The 23,960-nt window shown below is 63.9% G+C and carries 24 protein-coding genes; 10 read left to right on the top strand and 14 right to left on the bottom strand.

Annotated elements, in window-relative coordinates:
- The first annotated feature begins 48 nt into the window (after nt 1-48).
- From miaB to lnt, 5 genes are all read left to right on the top strand, one after another.
- Complete coding sequence (gene miaB / locus M2D63_RS05985) at nt 49-1,377, top strand: tRNA (N6-isopentenyl adenosine(37)-C2)-methylthiotransferase MiaB (RefSeq protein ID WP_285861903.1); 1,329 nt, start codon at nt 49-51, stop codon at nt 1,375-1,377.
- A gap of 123 nt (nt 1,378-1,500) precedes the next feature.
- Nucleotides 1,501-2,502, top strand: a complete 1,002-nt coding sequence (locus M2D63_RS05980) for a PhoH family protein (RefSeq protein ID WP_285861902.1) — start codon at nt 1,501-1,503, stop codon at nt 2,500-2,502.
- Nucleotides 2,495-2,968 carry an rRNA maturation RNase YbeY gene (gene ybeY, locus M2D63_RS05975; protein ID WP_285861901.1) on the top strand — a complete coding sequence of 158 codons (474 nt, stop codon included), beginning with the start codon at nt 2,495-2,497 and terminating at the stop codon, nt 2,966-2,968. The genes M2D63_RS05980 and ybeY overlap by 8 nt, the downstream gene beginning before the upstream one ends.
- A gap of 27 nt (nt 2,969-2,995) precedes the next feature.
- Nucleotides 2,996-3,835 carry an HlyC/CorC family transporter gene (locus M2D63_RS05970; RefSeq protein ID WP_285861900.1) on the top strand — a complete coding sequence of 280 codons (840 nt, stop codon included), beginning with the start codon at nt 2,996-2,998 and terminating at the stop codon, nt 3,833-3,835.
- Between the two features lie 8 nt (nt 3,836-3,843).
- Nucleotides 3,844-5,361, top strand: coding sequence for an apolipoprotein N-acyltransferase (gene lnt, locus M2D63_RS05965; RefSeq protein ID WP_285861899.1), 1,518 nt, complete (start codon nt 3,844-3,846; stop codon nt 5,359-5,361).
- Here the strand turns inward: lnt and M2D63_RS05960 are convergent.
- Nucleotides 5,358-6,119: a YdcF family protein gene (locus tag M2D63_RS05960; RefSeq protein WP_285861898.1), complete on the bottom strand. Its 762-nt coding sequence runs from the start codon at nt 6,117-6,119 to the stop codon at nt 5,358-5,360. The two genes, lnt and M2D63_RS05960, sit on opposite strands and share 4 nt — an antisense overlap.
- A 122-nt stretch (nt 6,120-6,241) precedes the next feature.
- Nucleotides 6,242-6,559 (bottom strand): hypothetical protein, encoded by a 318-nt coding sequence (locus M2D63_RS05955; protein ID WP_285861897.1) that lies wholly within the window; start codon nt 6,557-6,559, stop codon nt 6,242-6,244.
- Between the two features lie 238 nt (nt 6,560-6,797).
- Between M2D63_RS05955 and leuS the strand changes: the two genes are divergently transcribed.
- From leuS to M2D63_RS05930, 5 genes are all read left to right on the top strand, one after another.
- A complete protein-coding gene (leuS, locus tag M2D63_RS05950) occupies nt 6,798-9,404 on the top strand; it encodes a leucine--tRNA ligase (protein WP_285861896.1) in 2,607 nt (868 codons plus the stop codon).
- A 65-nt stretch (nt 9,405-9,469) separates the two neighbouring features.
- A complete protein-coding gene (lptE, locus tag M2D63_RS05945) occupies nt 9,470-10,078 on the top strand; it encodes an LPS assembly lipoprotein LptE (RefSeq protein ID WP_285861895.1) in 609 nt (202 codons plus the stop codon).
- A 36-nt stretch (nt 10,079-10,114) separates the two neighbouring features.
- Nucleotides 10,115-11,152, top strand: a complete 1,038-nt coding sequence (holA, locus tag M2D63_RS05940) for a DNA polymerase III subunit delta (protein ID WP_285861894.1) — start codon at nt 10,115-10,117, stop codon at nt 11,150-11,152.
- Between the two features lie 114 nt (nt 11,153-11,266).
- Entirely contained in the window at nt 11,267-11,431 is a 165-nt protein-coding gene (arfA, locus tag M2D63_RS05935) for an alternative ribosome rescue factor ArfA (RefSeq protein ID WP_285861893.1), read from the top strand.
- Between the two features lie 61 nt (nt 11,432-11,492).
- Entirely contained in the window at nt 11,493-12,809 is a 1,317-nt protein-coding gene (locus M2D63_RS05930; RefSeq protein ID WP_285861892.1) for a lytic murein transglycosylase, read from the top strand.
- Nucleotides 12,810-12,890: 81 nt separating this feature from the next.
- Here M2D63_RS05930 and M2D63_RS05925 read toward each other — a convergent pair whose 3' ends face one another.
- The 12 genes from M2D63_RS05925 to nadD all read right to left on the bottom strand — a co-directional run bounded on the left by M2D63_RS05925 (nt 12,891) and on the right by nadD (nt 23,953).
- Entirely contained in the window at nt 12,891-13,844 is a 954-nt protein-coding gene (locus tag M2D63_RS05925; RefSeq protein ID WP_285861891.1) for an LD-carboxypeptidase, read from the bottom strand.
- 135 nt (nt 13,845-13,979) lie between these two features.
- On the bottom strand, nt 13,980-14,978 hold the full coding sequence (gene lipA, locus M2D63_RS05920; RefSeq protein ID WP_285861890.1) for a lipoyl synthase: 999 nt from the start codon (nt 14,976-14,978) through the stop codon (nt 13,980-13,982).
- A gap of 2 nt (nt 14,979-14,980) precedes the next feature.
- Nucleotides 14,981-15,628 (bottom strand): lipoyl(octanoyl) transferase LipB, encoded by a 648-nt coding sequence (gene lipB, locus M2D63_RS05915; RefSeq protein ID WP_285861889.1) that lies wholly within the window; start codon nt 15,626-15,628, stop codon nt 14,981-14,983.
- Complete coding sequence (locus M2D63_RS05910; protein WP_285861888.1) at nt 15,628-15,903, bottom strand: DUF493 domain-containing protein; 276 nt, start codon at nt 15,901-15,903, stop codon at nt 15,628-15,630. The genes lipB and M2D63_RS05910 overlap by 1 nt, the downstream gene beginning before the upstream one ends.
- A gap of 76 nt (nt 15,904-15,979) precedes the next feature.
- Nucleotides 15,980-17,140: a D-alanyl-D-alanine carboxypeptidase family protein gene (locus tag M2D63_RS05905; protein WP_285861887.1), complete on the bottom strand. Its 1,161-nt coding sequence runs from the start codon at nt 17,138-17,140 to the stop codon at nt 15,980-15,982.
- Nucleotides 17,141-17,274: 134 nt separating this feature from the next.
- Nucleotides 17,275-18,270 carry a septal ring lytic transglycosylase RlpA family protein gene (locus M2D63_RS05900; protein WP_285861886.1) on the bottom strand — a complete coding sequence of 332 codons (996 nt, stop codon included), beginning with the start codon at nt 18,268-18,270 and terminating at the stop codon, nt 17,275-17,277.
- Nucleotides 18,270-19,280 (bottom strand): lytic murein transglycosylase B, encoded by a 1,011-nt coding sequence (gene mltB / locus M2D63_RS05895; RefSeq protein WP_285861885.1) that lies wholly within the window; start codon nt 19,278-19,280, stop codon nt 18,270-18,272. The genes M2D63_RS05900 and mltB overlap by 1 nt, the downstream gene beginning before the upstream one ends.
- A gap of 17 nt (nt 19,281-19,297) precedes the next feature.
- Nucleotides 19,298-20,401, bottom strand: coding sequence for a rod shape-determining protein RodA (gene rodA, locus M2D63_RS05890; RefSeq protein WP_285861995.1), 1,104 nt, complete (start codon nt 20,399-20,401; stop codon nt 19,298-19,300).
- A 38-nt stretch (nt 20,402-20,439) separates the two neighbouring features.
- On the bottom strand, nt 20,440-22,329 hold the full coding sequence (gene mrdA / locus M2D63_RS05885; protein WP_285861884.1) for a penicillin-binding protein 2: 1,890 nt from the start codon (nt 22,327-22,329) through the stop codon (nt 20,440-20,442).
- Nucleotides 22,330-22,345: 16 nt separating this feature from the next.
- The gene (rlmH, locus tag M2D63_RS05880; RefSeq protein WP_010222895.1) at nt 22,346-22,813 is read right to left on the bottom strand and encodes a 23S rRNA (pseudouridine(1915)-N(3))-methyltransferase RlmH; all 468 of its coding nucleotides are present in this window, start codon (nt 22,811-22,813) and stop codon (nt 22,346-22,348) included.
- A gap of 9 nt (nt 22,814-22,822) precedes the next feature.
- Nucleotides 22,823-23,251, bottom strand: a complete 429-nt coding sequence (gene rsfS / locus M2D63_RS05875; protein WP_285861883.1) for a ribosome silencing factor — start codon at nt 23,249-23,251, stop codon at nt 22,823-22,825.
- A gap of 45 nt (nt 23,252-23,296) precedes the next feature.
- Nucleotides 23,297-23,953 (bottom strand): nicotinate-nucleotide adenylyltransferase, encoded by a 657-nt coding sequence (nadD, locus tag M2D63_RS05870; RefSeq protein WP_405309181.1) that lies wholly within the window; start codon nt 23,951-23,953, stop codon nt 23,297-23,299.
- Nucleotides 23,954-23,960: the final 7 nt, after the last annotated feature.

The raw sequence follows: 23,960 nt of genomic DNA, 5'->3' as shown, positions 1-23,960 counted from the left end.
CCTGCGCCCTTATAATATGCGGTTCTTCGAATTACCTGATGATCTCCCATGGCCAAGAAGCTCTATATCGAAACCCACGGTTGCCAGATGAACGAGTACGACAGCTCGCGCATGGTCGACCTGCTGGGAGAACATCAGGCCCTTGAGGTCACCGAGCGCGCCGAAGACGCCGACGTGATCCTGCTCAACACCTGCTCGATCCGCGAGCGCGCCCAGGACCGGGTGTACTCCCAGCTGGGCCGCTGGCGCGAGCTGAAGGACCAGAACCCGGAGATGGTCATCGCCGTGGGCGGCTGCGTGGCCAGCCAGGAAGGCGAGTCGATCCGCAAGCGGGCGCCCTACGTCGACGTGGTGTTCGGCCCGCAGACCCTGCACCGCCTGCCGGAAATGATCGATGCCGCACGCACCACGCGCCTGCCCCAGGTCGACGTGTCGTTCCCGGAAATCGAAAAGTTCGACCACCTGCCCGAGCCGCGCATCGACGGGCCGACCGCCTATGTGTCGGTCATGGAGGGCTGCAGCAAGTACTGCACCTTCTGCGTAGTGCCCTACACCCGCGGCGAAGAAGTCAGCCGGCCGTTCGACGATGTGCTGAGCGAAGTCATCCACCTGGCCGAAAACGGCGTGCGCGAGATCACCCTGCTGGGCCAGAACGTCAATGGCTACCGGGGCCAGACCCACGATGGCCGCCTGGCCGACCTCGCCGAACTGATCCGCGTGGTAGCGGCGGTGGATGGCATCGAGCGCATCCGCTACACCACCTCGCACCCGCTGGAGTTTTCCGACAGCCTGATCCAGGCCCACGCCGAAGTCCCGGAGCTGGTCAAACACCTGCACCTGCCGGTGCAATCGGGCTCCGACCGGGTGCTGGCGGCGATGAAGCGCAACCACACCATCCTCGAGTACAAGTCCAAGCTGCGCAAACTCAAGGCCGCCGTGCCGGGCATCTGCATCAGCTCGGACTTCATCGTCGGCTTCCCGGGTGAAACCGAGAAAGACTTCGAACAGACCATGAAGCTGGTGGCCGATGTCGGCTTCGACTTCTCCTACTCCTTCGTCTATAGCCAGCGCCCGGGCACCCCGGCGGCCGACCTGCCCGACGACACCCCGGAAGAAGTGAAAAAGGAGCGGCTCAAGGCCCTGCAACATCGCCTCGACACCCAGGGCTTCGAAATCAGCCGACAAATGGTCGGCACGGTGCAGCGCATCCTCGTCACCGACTACTCGCGCCGCGACCCCGGCCAGTTGCAGGGGCGCACCGAGAATAACCGTATCGTCAACTTCCGCTGCGACAATCCGAAGCTGATCGGCCAGTTCGTCGACATCCACATCGACGACGCGCGCCCGCATTCGCTGTTCGGTTCGCTGGCGCACTGACCTGTCCGGCCGGGCCGCAACACTGGCCCGGCGACCCTTGATCGTTTCAGCGCTTTCGCCCTGCAGCGGCTGGGGTTATCCTTGAGTCCATATCCACTGCCGTTGGGCGGCTGAAAAACGACCTTGAACGCACCCATAGAACCCCATCGTTTCATCCTCGAACCTTTCGAGGCCCATCGCTTCGCCAATCTGTGCGGGCAGTTCGACGAGCATCTGCGCCTGATCGAACAGCGTCTTGCCATTGAAATCCGCAACCGCGGCAATCAGTTCGAACTGATCGGCGAACCCAGGCACACCTCCTCTGCCGAGCAACTGCTGCGCCGTCTCTATCGCGAGACCAAGGCCACCGAGCTGTCGCCGGAAATGGTCCACCTGTTCCTGCAGGAATCGGCGGTCCAGGAACTGGAAAACCCGGCCGTCAACGAAGTCAGTGTCTCCCTGCGCACGCGCAAGGGCATGATTCGTCCTCGCGGGCTGAACCAGCAGCGCTATGTGAAGGAGATCCTCGGCAACGACATCAACTTCGGCATCGGTCCGGCCGGTACCGGCAAGACCTACCTGGCCGTAGCCTGCGCCGTCGATGCCCTGGAGCGCGAGCAGGTTCGACGCATCCTGCTGGTGCGCCCGGCGGTCGAAGCCGGCGAGAAGCTCGGCTTCCTGCCTGGCGACCTGGCCCAGAAGATCGACCCGTACCTGCGTCCGCTGTACGACGCGCTGTACGAGATGCTCGGCTTCGAACACGTGGCCAAGCTGATCGAACGCCAGGTGATCGAGATCGCCCCGCTGGCCTACATGCGCGGTCGCACCCTGAACAACAGCTTCATCATCCTCGACGAGAGCCAGAACACCACGGTCGAGCAGATGAAGATGTTCCTGACCCGTATCGGCTTCGGCTCCACGGCGGTGATCACCGGTGACATCACCCAGGTCGACCTGCCGCGCGGCACCAAGTCGGGCCTTTCCCATGTGATCGAAGTGCTCAAGGATGTACCGGGCATCAGTTTCACCCATTTCCAGCCCAAGGACGTCGTGCGCCACCCCCTGGTTCAGCGCATCGTCGAAGCCTACGAGCGCTTCGACAGCCGTCAACAGGACACCAGCGAAGGCAACCGTCGCGATGCTTGAACTCGACCTGCAACGGGCCACGGATGCCGCTGCCCCTGATGACGCCCACTTTCGCCGCTGGTGCGAGCTGGCCCTGCGCCAGCGCAGCGCCGATTCGGAAATGACCATCCGCCTGGTGGACGAAGCCGAAGGCCGTGAGCTCAATCACACCTACCGGCACAAGGACTACGCCACCAACGTGCTGTCCTTCCCGGCCGACGTCCCCGACGACCTGCTCGACATTCCCCTGCTCGGCGATCTGGTGATCTGCGTGGCGGTGGTCGAGCGCGAGGCTGCCGAACAGGGCAAGTCCCTGGAAGCCCACTGGGCCCACCTGGTGATCCACGGCTGCCTGCACCTGCTGGGCTACGACCACATCGAAGACGATGAGGCCGAGGAAATGGAAGCCTTGGAACGAGAGTTGCTAGCTGAACTGGGTCATCCGGACCCGTACGCCGACGACGAAATCGGCGACATCCAACACTGATATCTGCAAGGATCACGAGTAACCGCCATGAGCGAAGATCGATCGAGCAACGGGCAAAAGTCCTGGCTGGGCAAACTGACCCAGGCTTTTGCCCACGAGCCGAAAAGCCGCCAGGAGCTGCTTGAGCTGCTGCGCGAAGCCCACCAGAACAAACTGCTCGACAGCGAGGCGCTGACCATCGTCGAAGGCGCCATCCAGGTGGCAGACCTGCAAGTGCGTGACATCATGGTGCCGCGTTCGCAGATGATCAGTATCAAAGCCACGCAGTCGCCGCGCGAATTCCTGCCAGCGGTGATCGACGCTGCGCACTCGCGCTACCCGGTGGTCGGCGAAAGCCACGACGACGTGCTCGGTGTGTTGCTGGCCAAGGACCTGCTGCCGCTGATCCTCAAGGAGAACGGCGACAGCTTCAACATCAAGGACCTGCTGCGCCCGGCCACTTTCGTGCCGGAGTCCAAGCGCCTGAACGTGTTGCTGCGTGAATTCCGTGCCAACCACAACCACATGGCCATCGTCATCGATGAGTACGGCGGCGTGGCGGGCCTGGTGACCATCGAAGACGTGCTCGAGCAGATCGTCGGCGACATCGAGGACGAGCACGACGTCGAGGAAGACAGCTACATCAAGCCGCTACCCAGTGGCGACTTCCTGATCAAGGCGCTGACCCCGATCGAGAATTTCAACGAATTCTTCGACAGCCAGTTCTCCGACGACGAGTTCGACACTGTCGGCGGCCTGGTCATGAGCGCCTTCGGTCATCTGCCCAAGCGTAACGAGACCACCGAAATCGGCCCGTATCGCTTCCGCATCCTCAATGCCGACAGCCGCCGGATACACCTGCTGCGTCTGACCCCTATCACCCGTTAAGGACAACCATGCGCTGGATCACCCGTCCCGGCTGGCCCGGTAACCTGCTGGCCGTGGCGGCTGGCGCAATCACCACCCTGGCCCTGGCGCCCTTCGACATCTGGCCGCTGGCCCTGCTGGCAGCCGGCCTGTTCTACCTCGGCCTGCGCGAACTGAGCCCGCGCCAGGCCCTGGGCCGCGGCTGGTGCTTCGGCTTCGGCCTGTATGGCGCCGGCACCAGCTGGATCTACGTCAGTATCAACACCTACGGTGGCGCGACACCGGTGCTGGCCACCGGCCTGTTGCTGGCGTTCTTCGCCGCCATCGCCTGGTTCCTGGCCCTGCCCGCCTGGCTCTGGGCGCGCTGGCTGCGCCGCAACGAAGCGCCGCTGGCCGACGCCCTGTGCTTCGCCGCCCTGTGGGTCGGCCAGGAAGCCTTCCGCGGCTGGTTCCTCACCGGTTTTCCGTGGATGTACTCCGGCTACAGCCAGCTGGACGGCCCGCTGTCGGGCCTGGCTCCAGTAGGTGGCATGTGGCTGATCTCGTTCTGCCTGGCGCTGTGCGCGGCCTTGCTGTGCAACCTGCCGCGCCTGCGCGAGCGCAAGTCGTTCCTGGCTGTTGCGGTGGCGCTGATCCTGGCCCCCTGGGCCGTCGGCCTGGCCCTGAAGGACCATGCCTGGACCGAGCCTGCCGGCAAGCCCCTGACCGTCGCCGCCCTGCAAGGCAACGTCGAGCAGGAGCTGAAATGGAACCCCGAACACGTCAACGCCCAGCTGGCCCTGTACCGCGACATGAGCTTCAGCTCCAAGCCGGTCGACTTGCTGGTGTGGCCGGAAACCGCCGTGCCGATCCTCAAGGACCAGGCCCAGGGTTACCTGGACATGATGGGCAACTTTGCCGCCGAGCGTAATTCGGCGCTGATCACCGGCCTGCCGGTGCGCGAAGTGGTGCACCAGCAACGGCGCTACTACAACGGCATCACCGTCACCGGCGAGGGCGACGGCACCTACCTGAAGCAGAAGCTGGTGCCTTTCGGCGAATACGTGCCGCTACAGGACATGCTGCGCGGCCTGATCGCCTTCTTCGACCTGCCGATGTCGGACTTTGCCCGAGGCCCTGCGGACCAGCCGCTGCTGCAGGCCAAGGGCTATCAGATCGCGCCGTACATCTGCTACGAAGTGGTCTATCCGGAGTTCGCTGCCAGCCTGGCCGCGCGCAGCGACATTCTCCTGACCATCAGCAACGACACCTGGTTCGGCACCTCCATCGGCCCCCTGCAGCACTTGCAGATGGCCCAAATGCGCGCCCTGGAAGCCGGACGCTGGATGATCCGCGCCACCAACAACGGCGTCACCGGCCTGATCGACCCGTTCGGCCGCATCACCGCGCAGATTCCGCAGTTCGAACGCGGGGTCCTCTACGGTGAAGTGGTGCCGATGCAGAAGCTCACCCCTTACCTGCAGTGGCGTTCCTGGCCGCTGGTGATCCTGTGTGCGCTACTGCTGGGCTGGGCCCTGCTGGCCAGCCGGATTGCCAAGACGGTTTAGTAGAACAGGCGATAACCGAGCAGGCCAACGGCTTCATTGAGCAGTTGGCCGCTCTGCCAGATGGATTTGCTCTCCGGCAACCAGCCACCATAGGGCCGGCCATGCTCGCGACCGAGAAAGCCCATTGGCGCCGGCACCACCTCGAACCCGGCCTGCTCGAAGCTCCAGCGCGAGCGTTGCATATGCCAGGCCTGGGTCACCACCACCACGCGCTTTATCCCCTGCGGCAAGAGCATCTCGGCGCTCATCTGGGCATTTTCCCAGGTGGTGCGGCTGCGCTCTTCCTTCCAGCGCACATCGACCCCCAGGTCGCGCTGCAGGGCGTCAGCCATCAGTTGCGCCTCACTGGGCGGCGAGCCGAAGTGCAAGCCCCCCGTGGTCAGCACCGGCAAGCCCGACGCCCTGGCCAGTTGCGCGGCATAGCGCATGCGCTCCATGGCCACCCCGGTGGGCTGGTCGAGCTGGTCCCAGGCAGGATCCCCGCGCTCACGTCCGGCACCGAGGATGACGATGGCATCGGCCCGGGTGGCCAACTGCGCCCACTGCTCGCGGCTCAGCGCCGGCTCGGTTTCCAGCAGGCGCGCCGAGCGTTCGACGACAATCGGCAGGCTCATCGCCCACAACCCGCCCAGCCCCAGGACAAAGCACAGGGCAGACAGTCGCGGCCAGGAACGGCGCAGCCACCAGGCGGCAATCAGCAGCAGGAACAGGATGCCGGGCGGCAGGATCATTTGCTTGATGAGATAGCGAATCGGCACAGGACACCTCCATGGAGGTGTGCAGCCTAGAATGATCGGTACCCGGCAACAATGGTCAGGCACCGATCATCTGATTTTTTCGAAGCTGGCGCACTCCGTATTGCGCCTGGTAATCCGAACGGCTATCTGAATTGCAGCGTCCTGGATTTTGCCGTGGTGGTGGAGCGTGCCTTGTCCTTGAGCCAGACGACTCTGGCCGAAGAAGGCGGCTCCGTTGTGAGCTGTGCGCCGGCGCGTCCATGCCAGCCCTCCGGAAGGGAGTCCAGATAGGCTTTGATCACATCGAATTCAGCGCGGCTCAGACCACGCAACTCCAATTCAGCAGGCACTTCATCGCGTAACCGAACGGCGGTTCTGGCGACCTCCAGGGCCAACCCCAGACGATCGATCAGCCGTTCGTAAAGCTCCGGTTTCGTTGCTTGTAGCTGCGACTCTCCCATCCGTTCACCTCATTGAAGATAAATATATCTCCCCCATTGATGAGCTTAGCGTCACTCGCAGAAGCGGCCGGGCGCCGCGACCAACGGCCCACGGCGGCGAATGCGGTGCAATCAGGGTTTCCCACGGTGGACAGCGCTCATGTATGCTAGGGCGTTCACCATTTTGACCCCGGATTGCCGATGCAGCGGTTTTCCCGCTGCCTGGATAAGGTCTCCCATTTCTCAGCGCAAAGTAGCCATGCACGAACTCTATCAGCCCCGCGAAATCGAAGCAGCCGCCCAGTCGTACTGGAACGAGCAAAAGTCTTTTGAAGTCAGTGAACAGCCAGGCAAGGACACCTATTACTGCCTGTCGATGTTCCCGTACCCGAGCGGCAAGCTACACATGGGCCACGTGCGCAACTACACCATCGGTGACGTGATTGCCCGCTACCAGCGCATGCTGGGCAAGAACGTCCTGCAGCCGATGGGCTGGGACGCCTTCGGCATGCCGGCGGAAAACGCCGCGATGAAGAACAACGTCGCGCCGGCCAAGTGGACCTACGAAAACATCGAATACATGAAGACCCAGCTCAAGAGCCTGGGCCTGGCCTTCGACTGGTCGCGCGAAGTCACCACCTGCAAGCCAGACTACTACCGCTGGGAGCAGTGGCTGTTCACCCGCCTGTTCGAAAAAGGCGTGATCTACCGCAAGAACGGTACCGTGAACTGGGACCCGGCCGACCAGACCGTACTGGCCAACGAGCAGGTCATCGACGGCCGCGGCTGGCGTTCGGGCGCGCTGATCGAGAAGCGCGAAATCCCGATGTACTACTTCAAGATCACCGACTATGCCGACGAGCTGCTGGAAAGCCTCGACGAGCTGCCGGGCTGGCCCGAGCAGGTCAAGACCATGCAGCGCAACTGGATCGGCAAGTCCCGTGGCATGGAAGTGCAGTTCCCCTACGACCAGGCCAGCATCGGCCACGCCGGGGCACTGAAAGTCTTCACCACCCGTCCGGACACCCTGATGGGCGCCACCTACGTGGCCGTTGCCGCCGAGCACCCGCTGGCCACCCAGGCCGCCCAGGGCAACCCCGAGCTGCAAGCCTTCATCGATGAATGCAAGAGCGGCAGCGTCGCCGAAGCCGATGTCGCCACCCAGGAGAAGAAGGGCCTGGCCACTTCCCTGTTCGTCGAGCACCCGCTGACCGGCGAAAAACTGCCGGTGTGGGTCGCCAACTACGTGCTGATGCACTATGGCGACGGCGCAGTAATGGCCGTACCGGCCCACGACGAGCGCGACTTCGAATTCGCCAAGAAGTACAACCTGCCGTTCAAGGCCGTGATTCGCACCCGCCTGGGTGACGACGTCGCGACCGAGTGGGACGCCGCCTGCGGCGAATACGGCGAGCTGATCAACTCCGGCGAATTCGACGGCCTGGATTTCGCTGGTGCCTTCGACGCCATCGAAGTCGCCCTGATCAAGAAGGAACTCGGCAAGTCGCGCACCCAGTTCCGCCTGCGTGACTGGGGTATCAGCCGCCAGCGTTACTGGGGCTGCCCGATCCCGATCATCCACTGCCCATCTTGCGGCGATGTGCCAGTACCTGAGGACCAGCTGCCGGTCACCCTGCCCGAGGACGTGGTTCCCGATGGCGCCGGCTCGCCGCTGGCGCGCATGCCCGAATTCTACGCGTGCACCTGCCCGAAATGCGGCACTGCGGCCAAGCGCGAAACCGACACCATGGACACCTTCGTCGAGTCGTCCTGGTACTTCGCCCGCTACGCCTCGCCGAACTATGAAGGCGGCCTGGTCGACCCGAAAGCAGCCAACCACTGGCTGCCGGTTGACCAGTACATCGGTGGCATCGAGCACGCCATCCTGCACCTGCTGTACGCGCGCTTCTTCCACAAGCTGATGCGCGACGAAGGCCTGGTCACCTCCAACGAGCCGTTCAAGAACCTGCTGACCCAGGGCATGGTCGTCGCCGAGACCTACTACCGCGTTGCCAGCAACGGCGGCAAGGACTGGTTCAACCCGGCCGACGTCGAAGTCGAGCGCGATGCCAAGGCCAAGATCATCGGCGCCCGCCTGAAAACCGACGGCCTGCCGGTCGAGATCGGCGGCACCGAGAAGATGTCCAAGTCCAAGAACAACGGCGTTGACCCCCAGGCGATGATCGAAGCCTACGGTGCCGACACCTGCCGCCTGTTCATGATGTTCGCCTCGCCGCCCGACATGAGCCTGGAATGGTCCGACTCCGGCGTCGAAGGTGCCAGCCGCTTCCTGCGTCGTGTCTGGCGCCTGGCCCAGGCCCATGTCACCCAGGGCCTGCCTGGCAAGCTCGACATCGCCACCCTGGACGATGCACAGAAAGCGATCCGCCGTGCCACCCACGCCGCGATCAAGCAGGCCAGCACCGACGTCGGCCAGTTCCACAAGTTCAACACCGCCATCGCCCAGGTGATGACCCTGATGAACGTGCTGGAAAAAGCCCCGCAAGCCACCGAGCAGGACCGTGCCCTGCTGCAGGAAGGCCTGGAAGCGGTGGTGCTGCTGCTGTCGCCGATCACCCCGCACATCAGCCATGAACTGTGGCATCGCCTGGGTCACCAGGAAGCGGTCATCGACGCCGGCTGGCCGGCAGTGGATGAAAGCGCCCTGGTCCAGGACAGCATCGTCCTGGTCGTCCAGGTCAACGGCAAGCTGCGCGGCCAGATCGAAATGCCGGCCGCCGCCAGCCGCGAAGAGATCGAAGCCGCTGCCCGCAGCAACGACAACGTGCTGCGTTTCATCGACGGCCTGAGCATCCGCAAGGTCATCGTGGTACCGGGCAAGCTGGTCAATATCGTCGCCAACTGACAGGAACACGGGCCCGCCTCCGCGGCGGGCCCGCGAACAGATTCGGCCCTCAAGGGAGCAACAAGATGATCAAACGCAATCTGCTGGTGATGGGCCTGGCTGTCATGCTCAGCGCCTGCGGCTTCCAGCTGCGCGGCACCGGCCAGACCGAGCTTGCGATCAAGGAACTCGACCTGGACGCACGCAACGCCTACGGCGAGACCGTCACCCAGCTGCGCCAGGCCCTGCAGAGCAACGGCGTCAACGTGCATGCCGGCGCGCCGTACAAGCTGATCCTGACCAACGAAGCCGAGACGCAGCGTGCAGCCACCTATTCCGGCGGCTCGGGCCGCACTGCCGAGTATGAGCTGAGCACGGTGCTGAGCTACACCATCGGTGGCCACGACAACACCAACCTGCTCAGCGACAAGCTCGAAGTGCGCGATACCTACATGCATGACGGCAACAACATCGCCGGCTCGCAACAGGAAGCCCTGCAGGCCCGCAAGGAAATGCGCCGCGAGCTGGTGCAGAACATGCTGGTGCGCCTGCAACTGCTGACCCCGACCCAGCTGGAACTGTTGCAACAGAAAGCCGACGAGCGCGCCAAGGCCGAAGCACAGGCCCTGGAAGCGGCCCGCCGCGCCCAGGAAGCAACCCCTCAGCAGTCGCCCCTGCAACTGCCGGCCAACTGAGCCTGAACGGGGCACTTCGGTGCCCCGCCTGCGATCATGAAACTCGCCCCCGCCCAACTCAACAAGCACCTGCAAGGCAGCCTCGCACCGGTCTACGTGATCAGTGGCGATGACCCGCTGCTGTGCCAGGAAGCCGCCGATGCGGTGCGTGCCGCCGCACGCCAGCAAGGCTTCGACGAACGCCAGGTGTTCAGCGCCGACGCCAACTTCGACTGGGGCACCCTGCTCCAGGCCGGGGCCAGCCTGTCGCTGTTCGCCCAGCGCCGCCTGCTGGAACTGCGCCTGCCTTCGGGCAAGCCGGGCGACAAGGGCGCGGCTGCACTGATCGAGTATTGCTCCCGCCCCGCCGAAGACACCCTGCTGCTGATCAGCCTGCCCAAGCTCGATGGCAGCGCGCAGAAGACCAAATGGGGCAAGGCGTTGATCGAGGGGACACAGGTTCAGTTCATCCAGATCTGGCCGGTCGACACCCAGCAACTCCCCCAGTGGATCAACCAGCGCCTTTCCCAGGCGGGCTTGTCGGCCCAGCGTGATGCCGTCGACCTGATCGCCGCCCGGGTGGAGGGCAACCTGCTGGCCGCGGCCCAGGAAATCGAAAAGCTCAAGCTGTTGGCCGAAGGCAACCAGATCACGGTGGAAACCGTGCAGGCCGCGGTGGCCGACAGCGCCCGCTTCGATGTGTTCGGCCTGGTCGATGCCATCCTCAATGGCGAAGCCGCCCACGCCTTGCGCATGCTTGAAGGCTTGCGTGGCGAGGGCGTCGAACCACCGGTGATTCTCTGGGCCCTGGCCCGGGAGTTGCGCGTGCTGGCGGGTCTGGCCCAGCAATACAGCCAGGGCGTGCCCCTGGACAAGGCCTTCAGCCAGGCCCGGCCACCGGTCTGGGACAAGCGCAAGCCACTGATGAGCAAAGCCCTGCAACGCCACTCAGCGCAACGCTGGAGCCAGTTGCTGCAGGACGCCCAGCGCATCGACGCGCAGATCAAGGGGCAGGCCCAGGGCTCGCCCTGGACCAGCCTGGCGCGCTTGTCGCTGTTGATGGCCGGCCAGCGTCTGGCCTTGCCAGCAGAATAACGGCCATCGCGGGGCAAGCCCGCTCCTACAGCAGTTTTCTGTGGGAGCGGGCTTGCCCCGCGAAGGCTGCCCCCCTATATTCGCCCCCACACCCACTCCACAGGATCGCCTGCCATGAGCAAGAAACCCGCGAAACCCGGGCCCAACAAGGCCAAGTCAATCATCGCCCAGCCCCTGTTCCGTTGCCGCCAGGAACGAGCAGGCAAAGGCAAGGGCAGCTACCGCCGCGAAGCCTTCCAATCGAGAGATTGGGAGGCTTCGTTCTTTCGGGCCGCATAAAAGCAAGAATTCGACAGGCATGGTATGGTCAGCACCTGACCTGAAATACCTGGAACTGTGCATGCCCTTTTGTCTTACCCATCGTTGGCAACCTCGCCAACTGATCGCTGCCTCCAGCCTGATCCTGCTCGTTGCCTGCGCGGAGAAACCCACCGCCGCCGACGCGCTGCCGCTGGCCCCTGCCCAGCCGGCCCCGGTGGTCACCCTGCCGAACCCCGCCGTCGACACCAGCAGCGAAATCCAGCCGCTGCAATCCTTTGCCCAATGGCAGGCAGGTTTCCGCCAGCAAGCCCTGCAAGCGGGCATCAACGCCGGTACTTTCGACCGCGCATTCCTCGGCGTCACGCCGGACATGGACGTGGTCAAGGCCGATCGCAGCCAACCCGAATTCACCCGCCCGGTCTGGGAATACCTCGACGGCGCGCTGTCGCCCCTGCGCGTTCGCAATGGCAAGGCGCTGCTGGAGAAACATGCCGAGCTGCTCACCCAGATCGAACAGCGCTATGGCGTCGACCGCCAGGTACTGGTCTCGGTCTGGGGCATGGAAAGCAACTTTGGCCAGTTCCAGGGCAACAAGTCGGTAATCCGCTCCCTGGCGACCCTGGCCTATGAAGGCCGCCGTCCGGCATTCGCCCAGGCGCAGCTGATCGCGGCCCTGCAGATCCTGCAGAACGGCGATATCCAGCCCGACGCCATGCGCGGTTCCTGGGCCGGCGCCATGGGCCAGACCCAGTTCATCCCGACCACCTACAACACCCATGCGGTGGACTTCGACGGCGACGGTCGCCGGGATATCTGGAACAGCTCAGCCGACGCCCTGGCCTCGACCGCCCATTACCTGCAGAGCTCCGGCTGGAAGCGTGGCGAACCCTGGGGCTTCGAGGTGCAACTGGCACCCGGCTTCGACTACTGGCTGGCCGATGGCAGCCAGCGCAAGAGCGTGGCCGAATGGCTGCAACTGGGCCTGAAGCTGCCAACCGGCGTGCGCCTGCCAGCCGGCAGCGAGCAACTGTCCGCCGCCCTGCTGCTGCCGGCCGGTTATCGCGGCCCGGCGTTCCTGGTGCTGGATAACTTCCGCGCCATCCTCAAGTACAACAACTCCTCGTCCTACGCCATGGCCGTGGGCCTGTTGGGTGACCGCTTCTATGGCTCCGGCTTCATTGCCGGCAGCTGGCCCAAGGATGACCTGCCCCTGAGCCGCAGCGAGCGCGTCGAACTGCAGACCCTGCTCAGCGCCAGGAACTACGACGCCGGCGCGGCCGACGGCATTATCGGTGCCAACACCCGCAAGGCCATTCGCAGTGCGCAACAGGCGCTGGGATGGCCGGCTGATGGCTATCCGACCCACAAGCTGCTGGACAGCCTGCGCCAGCGCTGAGGCCGGGCCATGTTCGCGGGGCAAGTCGAGTCGTCGCACCGCCGCTCCTACCTGTAGGAGCGGGCTTGCCCCGCGATGGCATCAGAACAGATCTTCCTGTAACACCAATTGCTGGCAATCCGCATCCAGCCGCACCTGCGCGCCCAGGGGCAAGCTCAGGTTGGGATCGCAATGGCCGCTGCACCAGCCGGCCAGCACCGGAATGCGCAAGGGCTCGAACATCTCGCGCAGCAGCGGTGTCAGGGCTTGCACGGTCAGGCCGACGAAATCGCCGACCAGCACACCCCGCAGGCCTTCGAACTTGCCCGCCAGGCGCAGTTGGGTCAGCAGCCGGTCGATGCGGTACAACGGCTCGTTGACATCCTCGATAAACAGAATGCCATCCTGGCTGCACAGTTCCGCCGCAGTCCCCAGGGTTGCACCGAGCATCGCCAAGTTGCCGCCCACCAGGCGCCCTGTCGCCGCACCAGGAACGATTGTGCTCAACGGGTAGGCCTGTGGATGCGCCAGTGTGTCGCCGCGCCCCAGCTTGCCGCTGAGCAGCGCGAACAGCGAGGACACCGTCGGCTCCTGCTTGTCGGCCAGCAACTCGGACTTGAGCATGGCTCCGTGGAAGGTCACGAACCCCGCCTGCCGGGCAATCGCGCCATGCAACGCGGTGATGTCGCTATAACCCACCAGGGGCTTGGGGTGGTTGCGCAACAAGGCGTAGTCGATGCCGTCGAGCAGGCGCATGCTGCCGTAGCCGCCGCGCAGGCAGATAATGGCGTCGACATCGCTGGCAGCGAAGGCCGCATGCAGGTCAGCCAGGCGCTGCGCATCGCTACCGGCCAGGTAACCGTCGGACTCGCTGACCCCGGGATAGACCCGGCATTGATAGCCCCGGGCCTCGAACCAGTGGATCGCCTTGAGCGTGTCGAGGCGGGCCGGCCCGGCTGGAGCAATGATTGCGATGCGGCCATTTTCCGGCAGCGGCTTGGGCAAGCGCCGGCAGGCAGGCTGCACCTCTGGCGGATGATCGAAGGGAGGATTCATCCAGACGACTCCTTGTATGGACCTGGCCGGTGATCCTGGCGCCATGGGCAAGCACATGGCGCCCGGAAAACCTGCCACAAATAAAAATGCCGATGTCGCCGGCAAGCGGACATCGGCATCGGACTACGCCATCGATCAGAGCTTGATCTTGGCCTCGTGAGCCTGCTGGTCGGCGTGGTACGAGGAACGCACCAGCGGGCCGGAAGCCACGTTCTTGAAGCCCATCTTGTAGCCTTCCTCGGCGAACCAGGCGAAGGTGTCCGGGTGCACGAAGCGCTGTACCGGCAAGTGGCTGCGCGATGGCTGCAGGTACTGGCCCAGGGTCAGCATGTCGATGTTGTGCTCGCGCATGCGGTGCATCACTTCGATCACTTCTTCGTCGGTCTCGCCCAGGCCCAGCATCAGGCCGGACTTGGTCGGCACGTGCGGCACCAGTTCCTTGAACTTCTGCAGCAGGGTCAGCGACCACTGGTAGTCCGAACCCGGACGCGCAGCCTTGTACAGGCGCGGTACGGTTTCCAGGTTGTGGTTGAACACGTCTGGCGGAGTCTGTGCGGTGATTTCCAGGGCCACGTCCATGCGTCCACGGTAATCCGGCACCAGGGTCTCGAGCTGCACGCCCGGCGACAGGGCACGGATCTCGCGGATGCAGTCGGCAAAGTGCTGGGCACCGCCGTCACGCAGGTCGTCGCGGTCCACCGAGGTGATCACCACGTACTTCAGGCGCAGGTCGGCGATGGCCACGGCCAGGTTCTTCGGCTCGTCGACATCCAGCGGCTTCGGCCGGCCGTGACCGACGTCGCAGAACGGGCAACGACGGGTGCAGATGTCACCCATGATCATGAAGGTCGCGGTACCGCCGGAGAAGCACTCGCCCAGGTTCGGGCAGGACGCCTCTTCACAGACGCTGTGCAGCTTGTGCTTGCGCAGCAGTTGCTTGATGCGGTCGACTTCCGGCGAAACCGGGATGCGCACGCGGATCCAGTCGGGCTTCTTCGGCAGTTCGTCGGTGGGGATGATCTTTACCGGGATACGCGCGACTTTCTCCGCGCCCCGCAGCTTGACGCCCGCCTCGACCTTGGGCCGTGGCGTCGGAGTCACGCTTTGCACTGGATCTTGCACAACAGTAGTCATATTCAGAAGATTCCGCCCGTAAGGGTCGTCTGCTCAGCATAGTCGAGGTGCTTGACCAGCTGCCCGCGCAGCCTTGCCCTGACCTCGGAGAGTTCGATCGGGCCTGCCTGATCGCGCAGCTGGGTCATGGCCAGCCCCGCATACCCGCAGGGGTTAATCCGGCGGAATGGCCCAAGGTCCATGTCCACGTTCAAGGCAAGGCCATGGAAAGAACAGCCATTGCGAATCCGCAAGCCGAGCGAGGCGATCTTCGCCCCGTCGACATAGACGCCCGGTGCATCGGCCTTGGCGGCCGCCTCGACGCCGTAGCTGGCGAGCAGCTCGATCAGCGAGCGCTCGATGCGGCTGACCAGCTCGCGCACGCCAAAGCCCAGGCGACGCACATCGAGCAACAGGTAGGCCACCAGCTGGCCCGGGCCGTGATAGGTCACCTGGCCACCACGGTCAGTCTGCACCACCGGGATATCCCCCGGCACCAGCAGGTGCTCGGCCTTGCCCGCCTGGCCCTGGGTGAACACCGGTGGGTGTTCAACCAGCCACACCTCGTCGGCGGTATCCGGGCCACGCTGGTCGGTAAACCGACGCATGGCCTCCAGCACCGGCTCGTAGGGCAGCAGGCCGAGGTCGCGCACACCGAGGCTGGCCGGCATCAGAGCACCATTTTCACGATGCCGGTAGCACGCAGGGCGCTGTTGATGTCGTGCAGCTGGTCTTCGCCGGTGGCGACGATGTGCAGTTGCACCGTGGTGTACTTGCCTTCCTTGCTCTGGCGCTCGGCCAGGGTCTTGAGATCGACTTCGGCGTACTTCTTGAGGATCTCGATCACCGTGTCCTTGAAATTGACCACGGTGTCGCCGATGACCTTGATCGGGTAATCGGCGCAGGGGAATTCGATTTTGTGCGACTTGACGTCAGGTTCAGTCATGGCGGTAACGGCCTCGTAAGCCGTGGCAACAACAACGCCCCCGCGTGAATGCGCGGGGGCGTGGCAGGTCACGATATCAGTTGAACAACCCGTAGAAGAATAGACGAATGCTATCCCACACCCGGCCGAAGAAACCAGCTTCCTCGACAGCGTCCAGCGCGATCAGGTCGGCGCTGTGGACTACCTTGTCATCCAGTTTGACTTCCACTTTACCGATCACGTCACCTTTGGCGATCGGAGCGGTCAGTTGCGGGTTCATGGTCATGCTTGCCGCCAGGCGTTTCAATTGGCCTTTAGGCAAAGTCATGCTCAGGTCGTTGGCCAGACCGGCCTTGACCTGGCTGGCGGTACCTTTCCAGACCGGAGCCTGGGCCAGTTCGGTGCCCTTCTGGTAGAAGGTCTGGGTTTCGAAGAAGCGGAAACCGTAGGTCAGCAGCTTCTGGGTCTCGGCGGCGCGGGACTGCTCGCTGTTGGTACCGAAGACCACCGCGATCAGGCGCATGCCATCACGTACGGCCGAAGACACCATGCAGTAGCCGGCTTCGTCGGTGTGACCGGTTTTCAGGCCGTCGACGGTCTTGTCGCGCCACAGCAGCAGGTTGCGGTTAGGCTGCTTGATGTTGTTCCAGAAGAACTCCTTCTGCGAGTAGATCGCGTAGTGGGCAGGGTCTTCGTGGATGATCGCACGGGCCAGCACCGCCATGTCGTGGGCCGAGGAGTAGTGCTCCGGGTTCGGCAGACCGGTCGGGTTCATGAAGTGGCTGTTGGTCATGCCCAGGTCGGCGGCAGTCTTGTTCATCATGTCGGCGAAGGCGTCTTCGCTGCCGGCGATGTGCTCGGCCAGGGCGACACTGGCGTCGTTGCCCGACTGGATGATGATGCCGTGCAGCAGGTCGCTGACGCTGACCTGGGTGCCGACCTTGATGAACATCCGCGAACCACCGGTACGCCAGGCGTTTTCGCTGACGGTCACCGGATCGTTCTCGCCGATCTGGCCACGGCGGATGTCCAGGGTCGCGATGTAGGCGGTCATCAGCTTGGTCAGGCTGGCCGGCGGCAGACGCTCGTCACCATTGTTCTCGACCAGGACGTTACCGCTGGATGCTTCCATGAGCACGTAGGACTTGGCTGCCAGTTGCGGCGGCGACGGCATCATCTGCTCTGCCGCGAAGGCGGCAGGGGTGATCATCAGCGGAACTAGCAGGCAAAGGCGTTTGGCAAAGGTGGTGATGTTCATCCGTCTCTCGAAATGGCTAATGGGCTCATGCCCTCATGGGCAAAACGTTTTTTGGCGCTAGGCCTTGCGAGCAAAACCGCCATTGTACATGGCCGCAATGCCCGCTTGCATGACAAACCGACCAGTCCCCCCGGTCAGTCCGCCGTGACGACTTTCGCCTGGCCGAGGTTGGCCAGGCGCACACTGTCCTGCATTTTCTGGGCTTCACCCTGGCTGTTGATCGGCCCCATGCGTACCCGGTGCAGGGTCTGCTGGTTGCGCACGATCGAACTGATGAAGACCGGCGCGCTGACCATGCCGCTAAGCTTGGAGCGCAGCAATTCGGCCGCATCCGGGTTGGCGAAAGCGCCGACCTGCAAGTAAAGACCATTGCTGGCCAGGCCACTGTTGCTGGCGACCTGCACGGGCACGGCCGCGGCGGCATGCTGCTGCGGTGGCGGGGTCCACTGCTCGACCGCACCGGTGCTGGCAGAGAACGTCTGGGTCTGGGCGACCTGCGGCTGCTCCAGCACCATCGGCGCCGGCTGGCCACGCTGGGCCCACCATTGTTTCGGGTCGATCCCCTCGACGCGCACCCGTGCCGTGCCGGTTTCGGCATAACCCAGTTTTTTCGCCGCCGCATAGGACAGGTCGATGATGCGGTCCGAGTAGAACGGTCCACGGTCGTTGACCCGCAGGATCACGCTGCGATGATTGTCCAGGTTGGTGACCTTGACGTAGGCCGGCAGCGGCAGGGTCTTGTGCGCCGCGCTCATGCCGTAGAGGTCATAGACCTCGCCATTGGCTGTGTTCTGGCCATGGAATTTGGTGCCGTACCACGACGCCGTACCTTCGGCGCGGTAGTTGCGCGAATCCTGGATCGGGAAGTAGGTCTTGCCCAGCACGGTGTAGGGGTTGGCCTTGTAGTTACCGGTGTGCACGGTCGGCGTAGCGTCCGGGATCTTCGTGACATCGACGTCCCACCACGGTGCGCCGTCCTTGTGCGCCCGGTTGATATCCAGGCCCGGCTTGGCCTTGACCGTGTTGCCGCTTTGCTGTGCCGGACGGCTCGAAGAACAGCTGACCAGCATCAGGCCCAGGGCCGCGCAGCCGATCAGTTTGAGAGATGTGTCAGAAAACAAAACGCGCATTACTTGGCGCCCCGTGCTTGAACCAGCAGGTCCGATAGCTGATGTACCGCCATGGCGTACATCACGCTGCGGTTGTAGCGAGTGATCGCGTAGAAGTTTTTCAGGCCCAGCCAGTATTCGGGACCGTTGTCGCCTTCGAGCCGGAAAGCGGTGACCGGCAGATCATCGCGCAACGCATCATGACTTGACCAGCCCAGTGCCCGCAACTGCGCGACCGTCTTGACCGCGTCGATGCCGGGGCTCAGCCCTTCGTCGACCCGGTTGCCGCTGACCGTGGCGCGGCTGACCACCTGCTCGCCGGCGACCCAGCCGTGACGCTTGAAGTAGCTGGCCACGCTGCCGATGGCATCGTCCGGGTTGTTCCAGATATTGATATGGCCGTCGCCATCGAAGTCCACGGCGTAGGCGCGAAAGCTGCTGGGCATGAACTGCGGCAGGCCCATGGCCCCGGCGTAGGAGCCCTTGAGCACCAGCGGATCGACCTGCTCTTCGCGGGCCAGGAGCAGGAACTCGCGCAATTCCTTGCGGAAGAACTCGGCCCGTGGCGGGTAATCGAAGCCCAGGGTCGACAGCGCGTCGATCACCCGGTAGTTGCCGGTGTTGCGGCCAAAGAAGGTCTCGACGCCGATGATCGAGACAATCACCTGGGCCGGTACGCCATATTCCTGCTCGGCACGGGCCAAGGTGGCTTCATGCTGGCGCCAGAAATCCACGCCACGGGCGACCCGGGCGTCGGTGAGGAACATCGGGCGATAGTCCTTCCACGGTTTTACCCGCTCGGCCGGGCGGGAAATGGCATCGAGGATCGACTGCTTGCGCTGTACCTCGCGAAACACATCCATCAACTGCTCACTGGCAAAGCCGTAATCGCGAGTCATTTCGCTGACGAATTCGGCCACCTGGGGCGAACCGTCGTAGTCGCTGGCGGCTGCCTGCTGCGCCCCCCCGAGCAGGCCGACCAGGCCGACCCAGGGCGCACAACGGGCGGCCCAGCCACGCATTGCTTGCATGTAATTCTTCACCTTATTCAAACCTGTGCAATCCATTTGCGATGCGTGTGGATCGACATGAGAACCCCAAACGCTGACAGCAGCGTCACCAACGAAGTTCCGCCATAACTAATGAAGGGCAGCGGCACGCCCACCACGGGCAACAGGCCGCTGACCATACCGATATTGACGAACACATATACGAAGAAGGTCATGGTCAGGCTGCCGGCCAGCAGCTTGCCGTAGAGTGTCTGCGCCTGGGCGGTGATCACCAGGCCGCGACCGATCAGCAGCAGGTAGATCAGCAACAGGGCGCAAATGCCGACCAGGCCGAACTCCTCGCCCATGACGGCGATGATGAAGTCGGTATGACTTTCCGGCAAAAAGTCCAGGTGCGACTGGGTGCCCAGCAACCAGCCCTTGCCGAACACGCCGCCGGAACCGATCGCTGCCTTGGACTGGATGATGTTCCAGCCAGTGCCCAGTGGGTCGCTTTCCGGATCGAGAAAGGTCAGTACCCGCTGTTTCTGGTAGTCATGCATGACGAAGAACCACATGGCCACCGCCACCGGCACGGCGGCGGCGATCACGCTGAGGATCCAGCGCCAGCGCAGGCCGCCCATGAACAGCACGAACGCGCCCGAGGCCAGGATCAGCAGCGCCGTGCCCAGGTCCGGCTGGCGCACGATGAGAATGAACGGCACACCGATCATGATCAGGCTGATCATCACATGCTTGAGGTGCGGCGGCAGCGATCGCTTGGCCAGGTACCAGGCGATGGTCGCCGGCATGATGATCTTCATGAATTCCGAGGGCTGGAAGCGGATCACCCCGGGAATGTTGATCCAGCGCGTGGCGCCCATGGCGTTGTGGCCCATGACGTCCACCACCACCAGCAGGATCACCCCGCCGACGTAGGCAAGCGGCACCCAGCGCGCCATGAAGCGCGGCTCCAGCTGGGCGATGATGAACATCGACACCAGGCCGATGCCGAAGGAACTGGCCTGCTTGAGCAGCAGGTCCCAGTTCTTGCCGCTGGCCGAATAGAGAACGAACAGGCTGCCGGCCGCCAGGGTCAGCAGCAGGATCAGCAAGGGGCCATCGATGTGGATGCGCTGCAGGAAGCTGGCCCGGCGGCGCATGACATCCTCGCTGGAGAGCATGCGATCGAAATTACTCATCACGGCGCCGATTCCTGGGCAATGGAAGGGTTGGCAAATTCAGGCTTGAGGCGCCCGTCGGGGCCGAGCAACCAGGCGTCCATGACCTGGCGCACCACAGGGGCGGCCACGCCGGAGCCGGACTCGCCGTTCTCGACCATCACCGACACCACGATCTTCGGGTTGTCGGCCGGGGCGAAGCCGACGAACAAGGCGTGGTCGCGATGGCGTTCCTGCAACTTGTTGCGGTCGTACTTCTCACCCTGCTTGATCGCCACCACCTGGGCGGTACCACTCTTGCCGGCGATCCGGTACTGGGCACCGATGGAGGCTTTGCGCGCGGTGCCGCGGGCACCGTGCATCACCTGCTCCATGCCGTGAGTGACCTTGTTCCAGTCGGACTTGTCACGCAGGACGATATCCTCCATCGGGTTTTCGTCCACCGGCGGCAGGCCTTCGATGGTCTTGGCCAGGTGCGGGCGGTTCCACTTGCCCTTGTTGGCGATCAGCGCGGTGGCCTGGGCCAGCTGCAAGGGCGTGGCCTGCATGTAGCCCTGGCCGATACCGAGGATCAGGGTCTCGCCCGGGAACCAGGCCTGGCGCCGGGTGGCGCGCTTCCACTCGCGCGACGGCATCAGGCCCGGCGACTCCTCGAACATGTCCAGCGAGACCTTCTGGCCGATGCCGAAGCGGTTCATGTAGCTGGACAGGCGGTCGATGCCCATCTTGTGCGCCAGGTCGTAGAAGTAGGTGTCGTTGGAACGCATGATTGCCGTGTCGAGGTCGACCCAGCCATCACCGGTGCGGTTCCAGTTACGGTACTTGTGGTCGTAGTTGGGCAACTGGTAGTAGCCCGGGTCGAACACCCGGCTTGTCGCCGTCACCACGCCACTGTCGAGGCCGGCGATGGCCACTGCCGGCTTGATGGTCGAGCCCGGCGGGTACAGGCCACGCAGCACGCGGTTGAACAGCGGCCGGTCGATGGAATCACGCAGCTCGGCATAGGCCTTGAAGCTGATACCGGTGACGAACAGGTTGGGATCGAAGCTCGGCTGGCTGACCATCGCCAGGACTTCGCCGGTGTTCGGATCAAGCGCGACAATGGCACCACGACGCCCGGCCAGGGCCGCCTCGGCAGCCTCCTGCAGCTTGATGTCGAGGCTCAGGACGATGTCCTTGCCAGGGCTTGGGTCGGTGCGCTTGAGCACCCGCAATACCCGGCCACGGGCGTTGGTCTCGACTTCTTCATAACCGACCTGGCCGTGCAGCTCAGGCTCGTAGAAGCGTTCGATACCGGTCTTGCCGATATGGTGAGTGCCACTGTAGTTGACCGGATCGAGGGTCTTGAGCTCTTTTTCGTTGATCCGCCCGACATAGCCGACCGAATGAGCGAAGTGCGCGCCCTGCGGGTAATGGCGCACCAACTGGGCCACCACTTCCACCCCGGGCAGGCGGAACTGGTTCACCGCGATCCTTGCAATCTGCTCTTCGGTCAGCTCGAACAGGATCGGCACCGGCTCGAACGGCCGGCGCCCCTGGCGCATGCGTTTTTCGAACAGGGTGCGGTCGTCCGGGGTCAGCTCCAGCACTTCGACGATCACGTCGAGCACCTGCTGCCAGTTACCGGAGCGCTCGCGGGTCATGCTCAGGCTGAAGCTCGGCCGGTTGTCGGCGATGATCACTCCGTTGCGGTCGAAGATCAGGCCACGGGTCGGCGGAATCGGCTGCACATGCACCCGGTTGTTTTCCGACAGCGTCGAGTGATAGTCGTACTGGATCACCTGCAGGTAATACAGGCGAGCGATCAGCACGCAGATCAGCAGGACGATCGCCACGGCACCGACCACGACGCGACTGCGCACCAAACGGGCGTCTTTCTCGTGATCCTTGAGGCGAATCGGCTGCGTCATTGAAAGGCTTACAGGTTCATTTATGGTAAGGATGCCCGGACAGCACGGTCCAGGCGCGGTACAGCTGCTCGCCGATCAGTATCCTTACCAACGGGTGCGGCAGGGTCAGCGGCGACAGCGACCAGCGTTGCTCGGCGCGCGCGCAGACTTCCGGCGCCAGCCCTTCCGGGCCGCCGACCATGAAGTTCACGGTACGCGAGTCCAGCCGCCAGCGATCCAGCTCGACCGCCAGTTGCTCGGTACTCCAGGGCTTGCCATGGACCTCCAGGGTGACGATCCGTTCCCCTGGCTGGACCTTGGCCAGCATGGCCTCGCCCTCCTGACGGATCAGGCGGGCGACATCGGCATTCTTGCCCCGGGTATTGAGCGGAATTTCCACCAGCTCCAGCGACAGCTCCGAAGGCAGGCGCTTGGCATACTCATGCCAACCGTCCTCGACCCACTTGGGCATGCGCGAGCCGACCGCGATCAGACGCAGACGCACGACGCTTCCTTATTCCCGGTCTTTGAGCTTGTCAGCGTAGTCGTGGGTGTTTTCCGGGCTGTGGTGTTTGCCATCGTGCGCGCGGCTCTGCTCGGCGCCCAGCCACAGGCGCTCCAGGTCGTAGAACTGACGGGCAGCGGCGGTCATCATGTGAACGATGACGTCGTTCAGGTCGAGCAGCACCCAGTCGCTATCGCCCTTGCCTTCTTCGCCCAGCGGCTGCGCGCCCTTGGCCTTGACCGCTTCGCGGACCTTTTCCAGCATGGCGTTGATCTGGCGGTTGGAGGTACCGGTGGCGATGATCATGTAGTCGGTCAGGCTGTGCTTGTCGCGCACGTCGATGACCTGGATGTCCTGGGCCTTGACGTCCTCCAGGGCTGCCTTGGTCAGTTCGACCAGTTCTTCGCCATTGATGGCACTGATTTTTTGCTTGGTCATATAAAACTCATTCAACTCGTAAAGTAGGGGGCGCTTGCAGCACCCTCAGTTCGGCGCACGGTAGAGGTTGTGCGCATCGATATAGGCCAGTACTGCGTCCGGCACCAGAAACCGCACCGACTTGCCGCTGGCCAGCAGCTGTCGGATCTGCGTGGCAGACACCGCAAGCGGCGTCTGCCAGACGAATGCAATATGTCCCGCCGGCCCGACCAGGGCCTGCGGGTCACTGACTGAGCGTGCTGCCAACAGGTTGCGCAGGGCATCCGGTGGCTCGACGTCGGCATCCGGGCGTTGCAGCACCAGGATGTGGCAGTGTTGCAGCAATTCTTCCCAGCGATGCCAGCTGGGCAGGCCGCAGAAGGCATCCCAGCCCAGCAGCAGGAACAACTGGTCCGAGGCGGCCATTTCGGCGCGCATCAGTTCCAGCGTTTCGATGGTGTACGACGGCGTGTCGCGCAACAGCTCGCGGGCATCGACCGACAGCGTCGGCACGCCCTCGACCGCGCAGCGCACCATCGCCAGGCGATCCTCGGCCGACACCTGCGGGGTGTCGCGGTGCGGCGGACGGGCATTGGGCATCAGCCGCAGCTCGTCCAGCGCCAGCACTTCGGCCACCTCCAGCGCGCTGCGCAGGTGTCCGATGTGCACCGGGTCGAATGTCCCGCCGAGCACGCCGATGCGCCGGGCGGGCGACATCGTCATGACAGGG

The organism is Pseudomonas sp. BJa5, assembly GCF_030272875.2.
GTDB lineage: Bacteria > Pseudomonadota > Gammaproteobacteria > Pseudomonadales > Pseudomonadaceae > Aquipseudomonas.
The sequence above is the reverse complement of the archived record's forward strand: the minus strand, read 5'-3'. Positions and strand labels throughout refer to the sequence as shown.

Coding starts and splice junctions, on each gene's coding strand:
- lipB (WP_285861889.1), bottom strand. CDS start 15,628: ATGCCGGCCAGCCTCGGTGTGCGCGACCTCGGCCTGCTGCCCTACGAG.
- holA (WP_285861894.1), top strand. CDS start 10,115: ATGAAACTCGCCCCCGCCCAACTCAACAAGCACCTGCAAGGCAGCCTC.
- leuS (WP_285861896.1), top strand. CDS start 6,798: ATGCACGAACTCTATCAGCCCCGCGAAATCGAAGCAGCCGCCCAGTCG.
- rodA (WP_285861995.1), bottom strand. CDS start 20,401: ATGCGCCGCCGGGCCAGCTTCCTGCAGCGCATCCACATCGATGGCCCC.
- lptE (WP_285861895.1), top strand. CDS start 9,470: ATGATCAAACGCAATCTGCTGGTGATGGGCCTGGCTGTCATGCTCAGC.
- rsfS (WP_285861883.1), bottom strand. CDS start 23,251: ATGACCAAGCAAAAAATCAGTGCCATCAATGGCGAAGAACTGGTCGAA.
- mltB (WP_285861885.1), bottom strand. CDS start 19,280: ATGCAAGCAATGCGTGGCTGGGCCGCCCGTTGTGCGCCCTGGGTCGGC.
- M2D63_RS05925 (WP_285861891.1), bottom strand. CDS start 13,844: ATGAATCCTCCCTTCGATCATCCGCCAGAGGTGCAGCCTGCCTGCCGG.
- M2D63_RS05905 (WP_285861887.1), bottom strand. CDS start 17,140: ATGAACATCACCACCTTTGCCAAACGCCTTTGCCTGCTAGTTCCGCTG.
- M2D63_RS05910 (WP_285861888.1), bottom strand. CDS start 15,903: ATGACTGAACCTGACGTCAAGTCGCACAAAATCGAATTCCCCTGCGCC.
- ybeY (WP_285861901.1), top strand. CDS start 2,495: ATGCTTGAACTCGACCTGCAACGGGCCACGGATGCCGCTGCCCCTGAT.
- M2D63_RS05970 (WP_285861900.1), top strand. CDS start 2,996: ATGAGCGAAGATCGATCGAGCAACGGGCAAAAGTCCTGGCTGGGCAAA.
- lnt (WP_285861899.1), top strand. CDS start 3,844: ATGCGCTGGATCACCCGTCCCGGCTGGCCCGGTAACCTGCTGGCCGTG.
- lipA (WP_285861890.1), bottom strand. CDS start 14,978: ATGACTACTGTTGTGCAAGATCCAGTGCAAAGCGTGACTCCGACGCCA.
- M2D63_RS05900 (WP_285861886.1), bottom strand. CDS start 18,270: ATGCGCGTTTTGTTTTCTGACACATCTCTCAAACTGATCGGCTGCGCG.
- miaB (WP_285861903.1), top strand. CDS start 49: ATGGCCAAGAAGCTCTATATCGAAACCCACGGTTGCCAGATGAACGAG.
- arfA (WP_285861893.1), top strand. CDS start 11,267: ATGAGCAAGAAACCCGCGAAACCCGGGCCCAACAAGGCCAAGTCAATC.
- M2D63_RS05955 (WP_285861897.1), bottom strand. CDS start 6,559: ATGGGAGAGTCGCAGCTACAAGCAACGAAACCGGAGCTTTACGAACGG.
- nadD (WP_405309181.1), bottom strand. CDS start 23,953: ATGACGATGTCGCCCGCCCGGCGCATCGGCGTGCTCGGCGGGACATTC.
- M2D63_RS05930 (WP_285861892.1), top strand. CDS start 11,493: ATGCCCTTTTGTCTTACCCATCGTTGGCAACCTCGCCAACTGATCGCT.
- mrdA (WP_285861884.1), bottom strand. CDS start 22,329: ATGACGCAGCCGATTCGCCTCAAGGATCACGAGAAAGACGCCCGTTTG.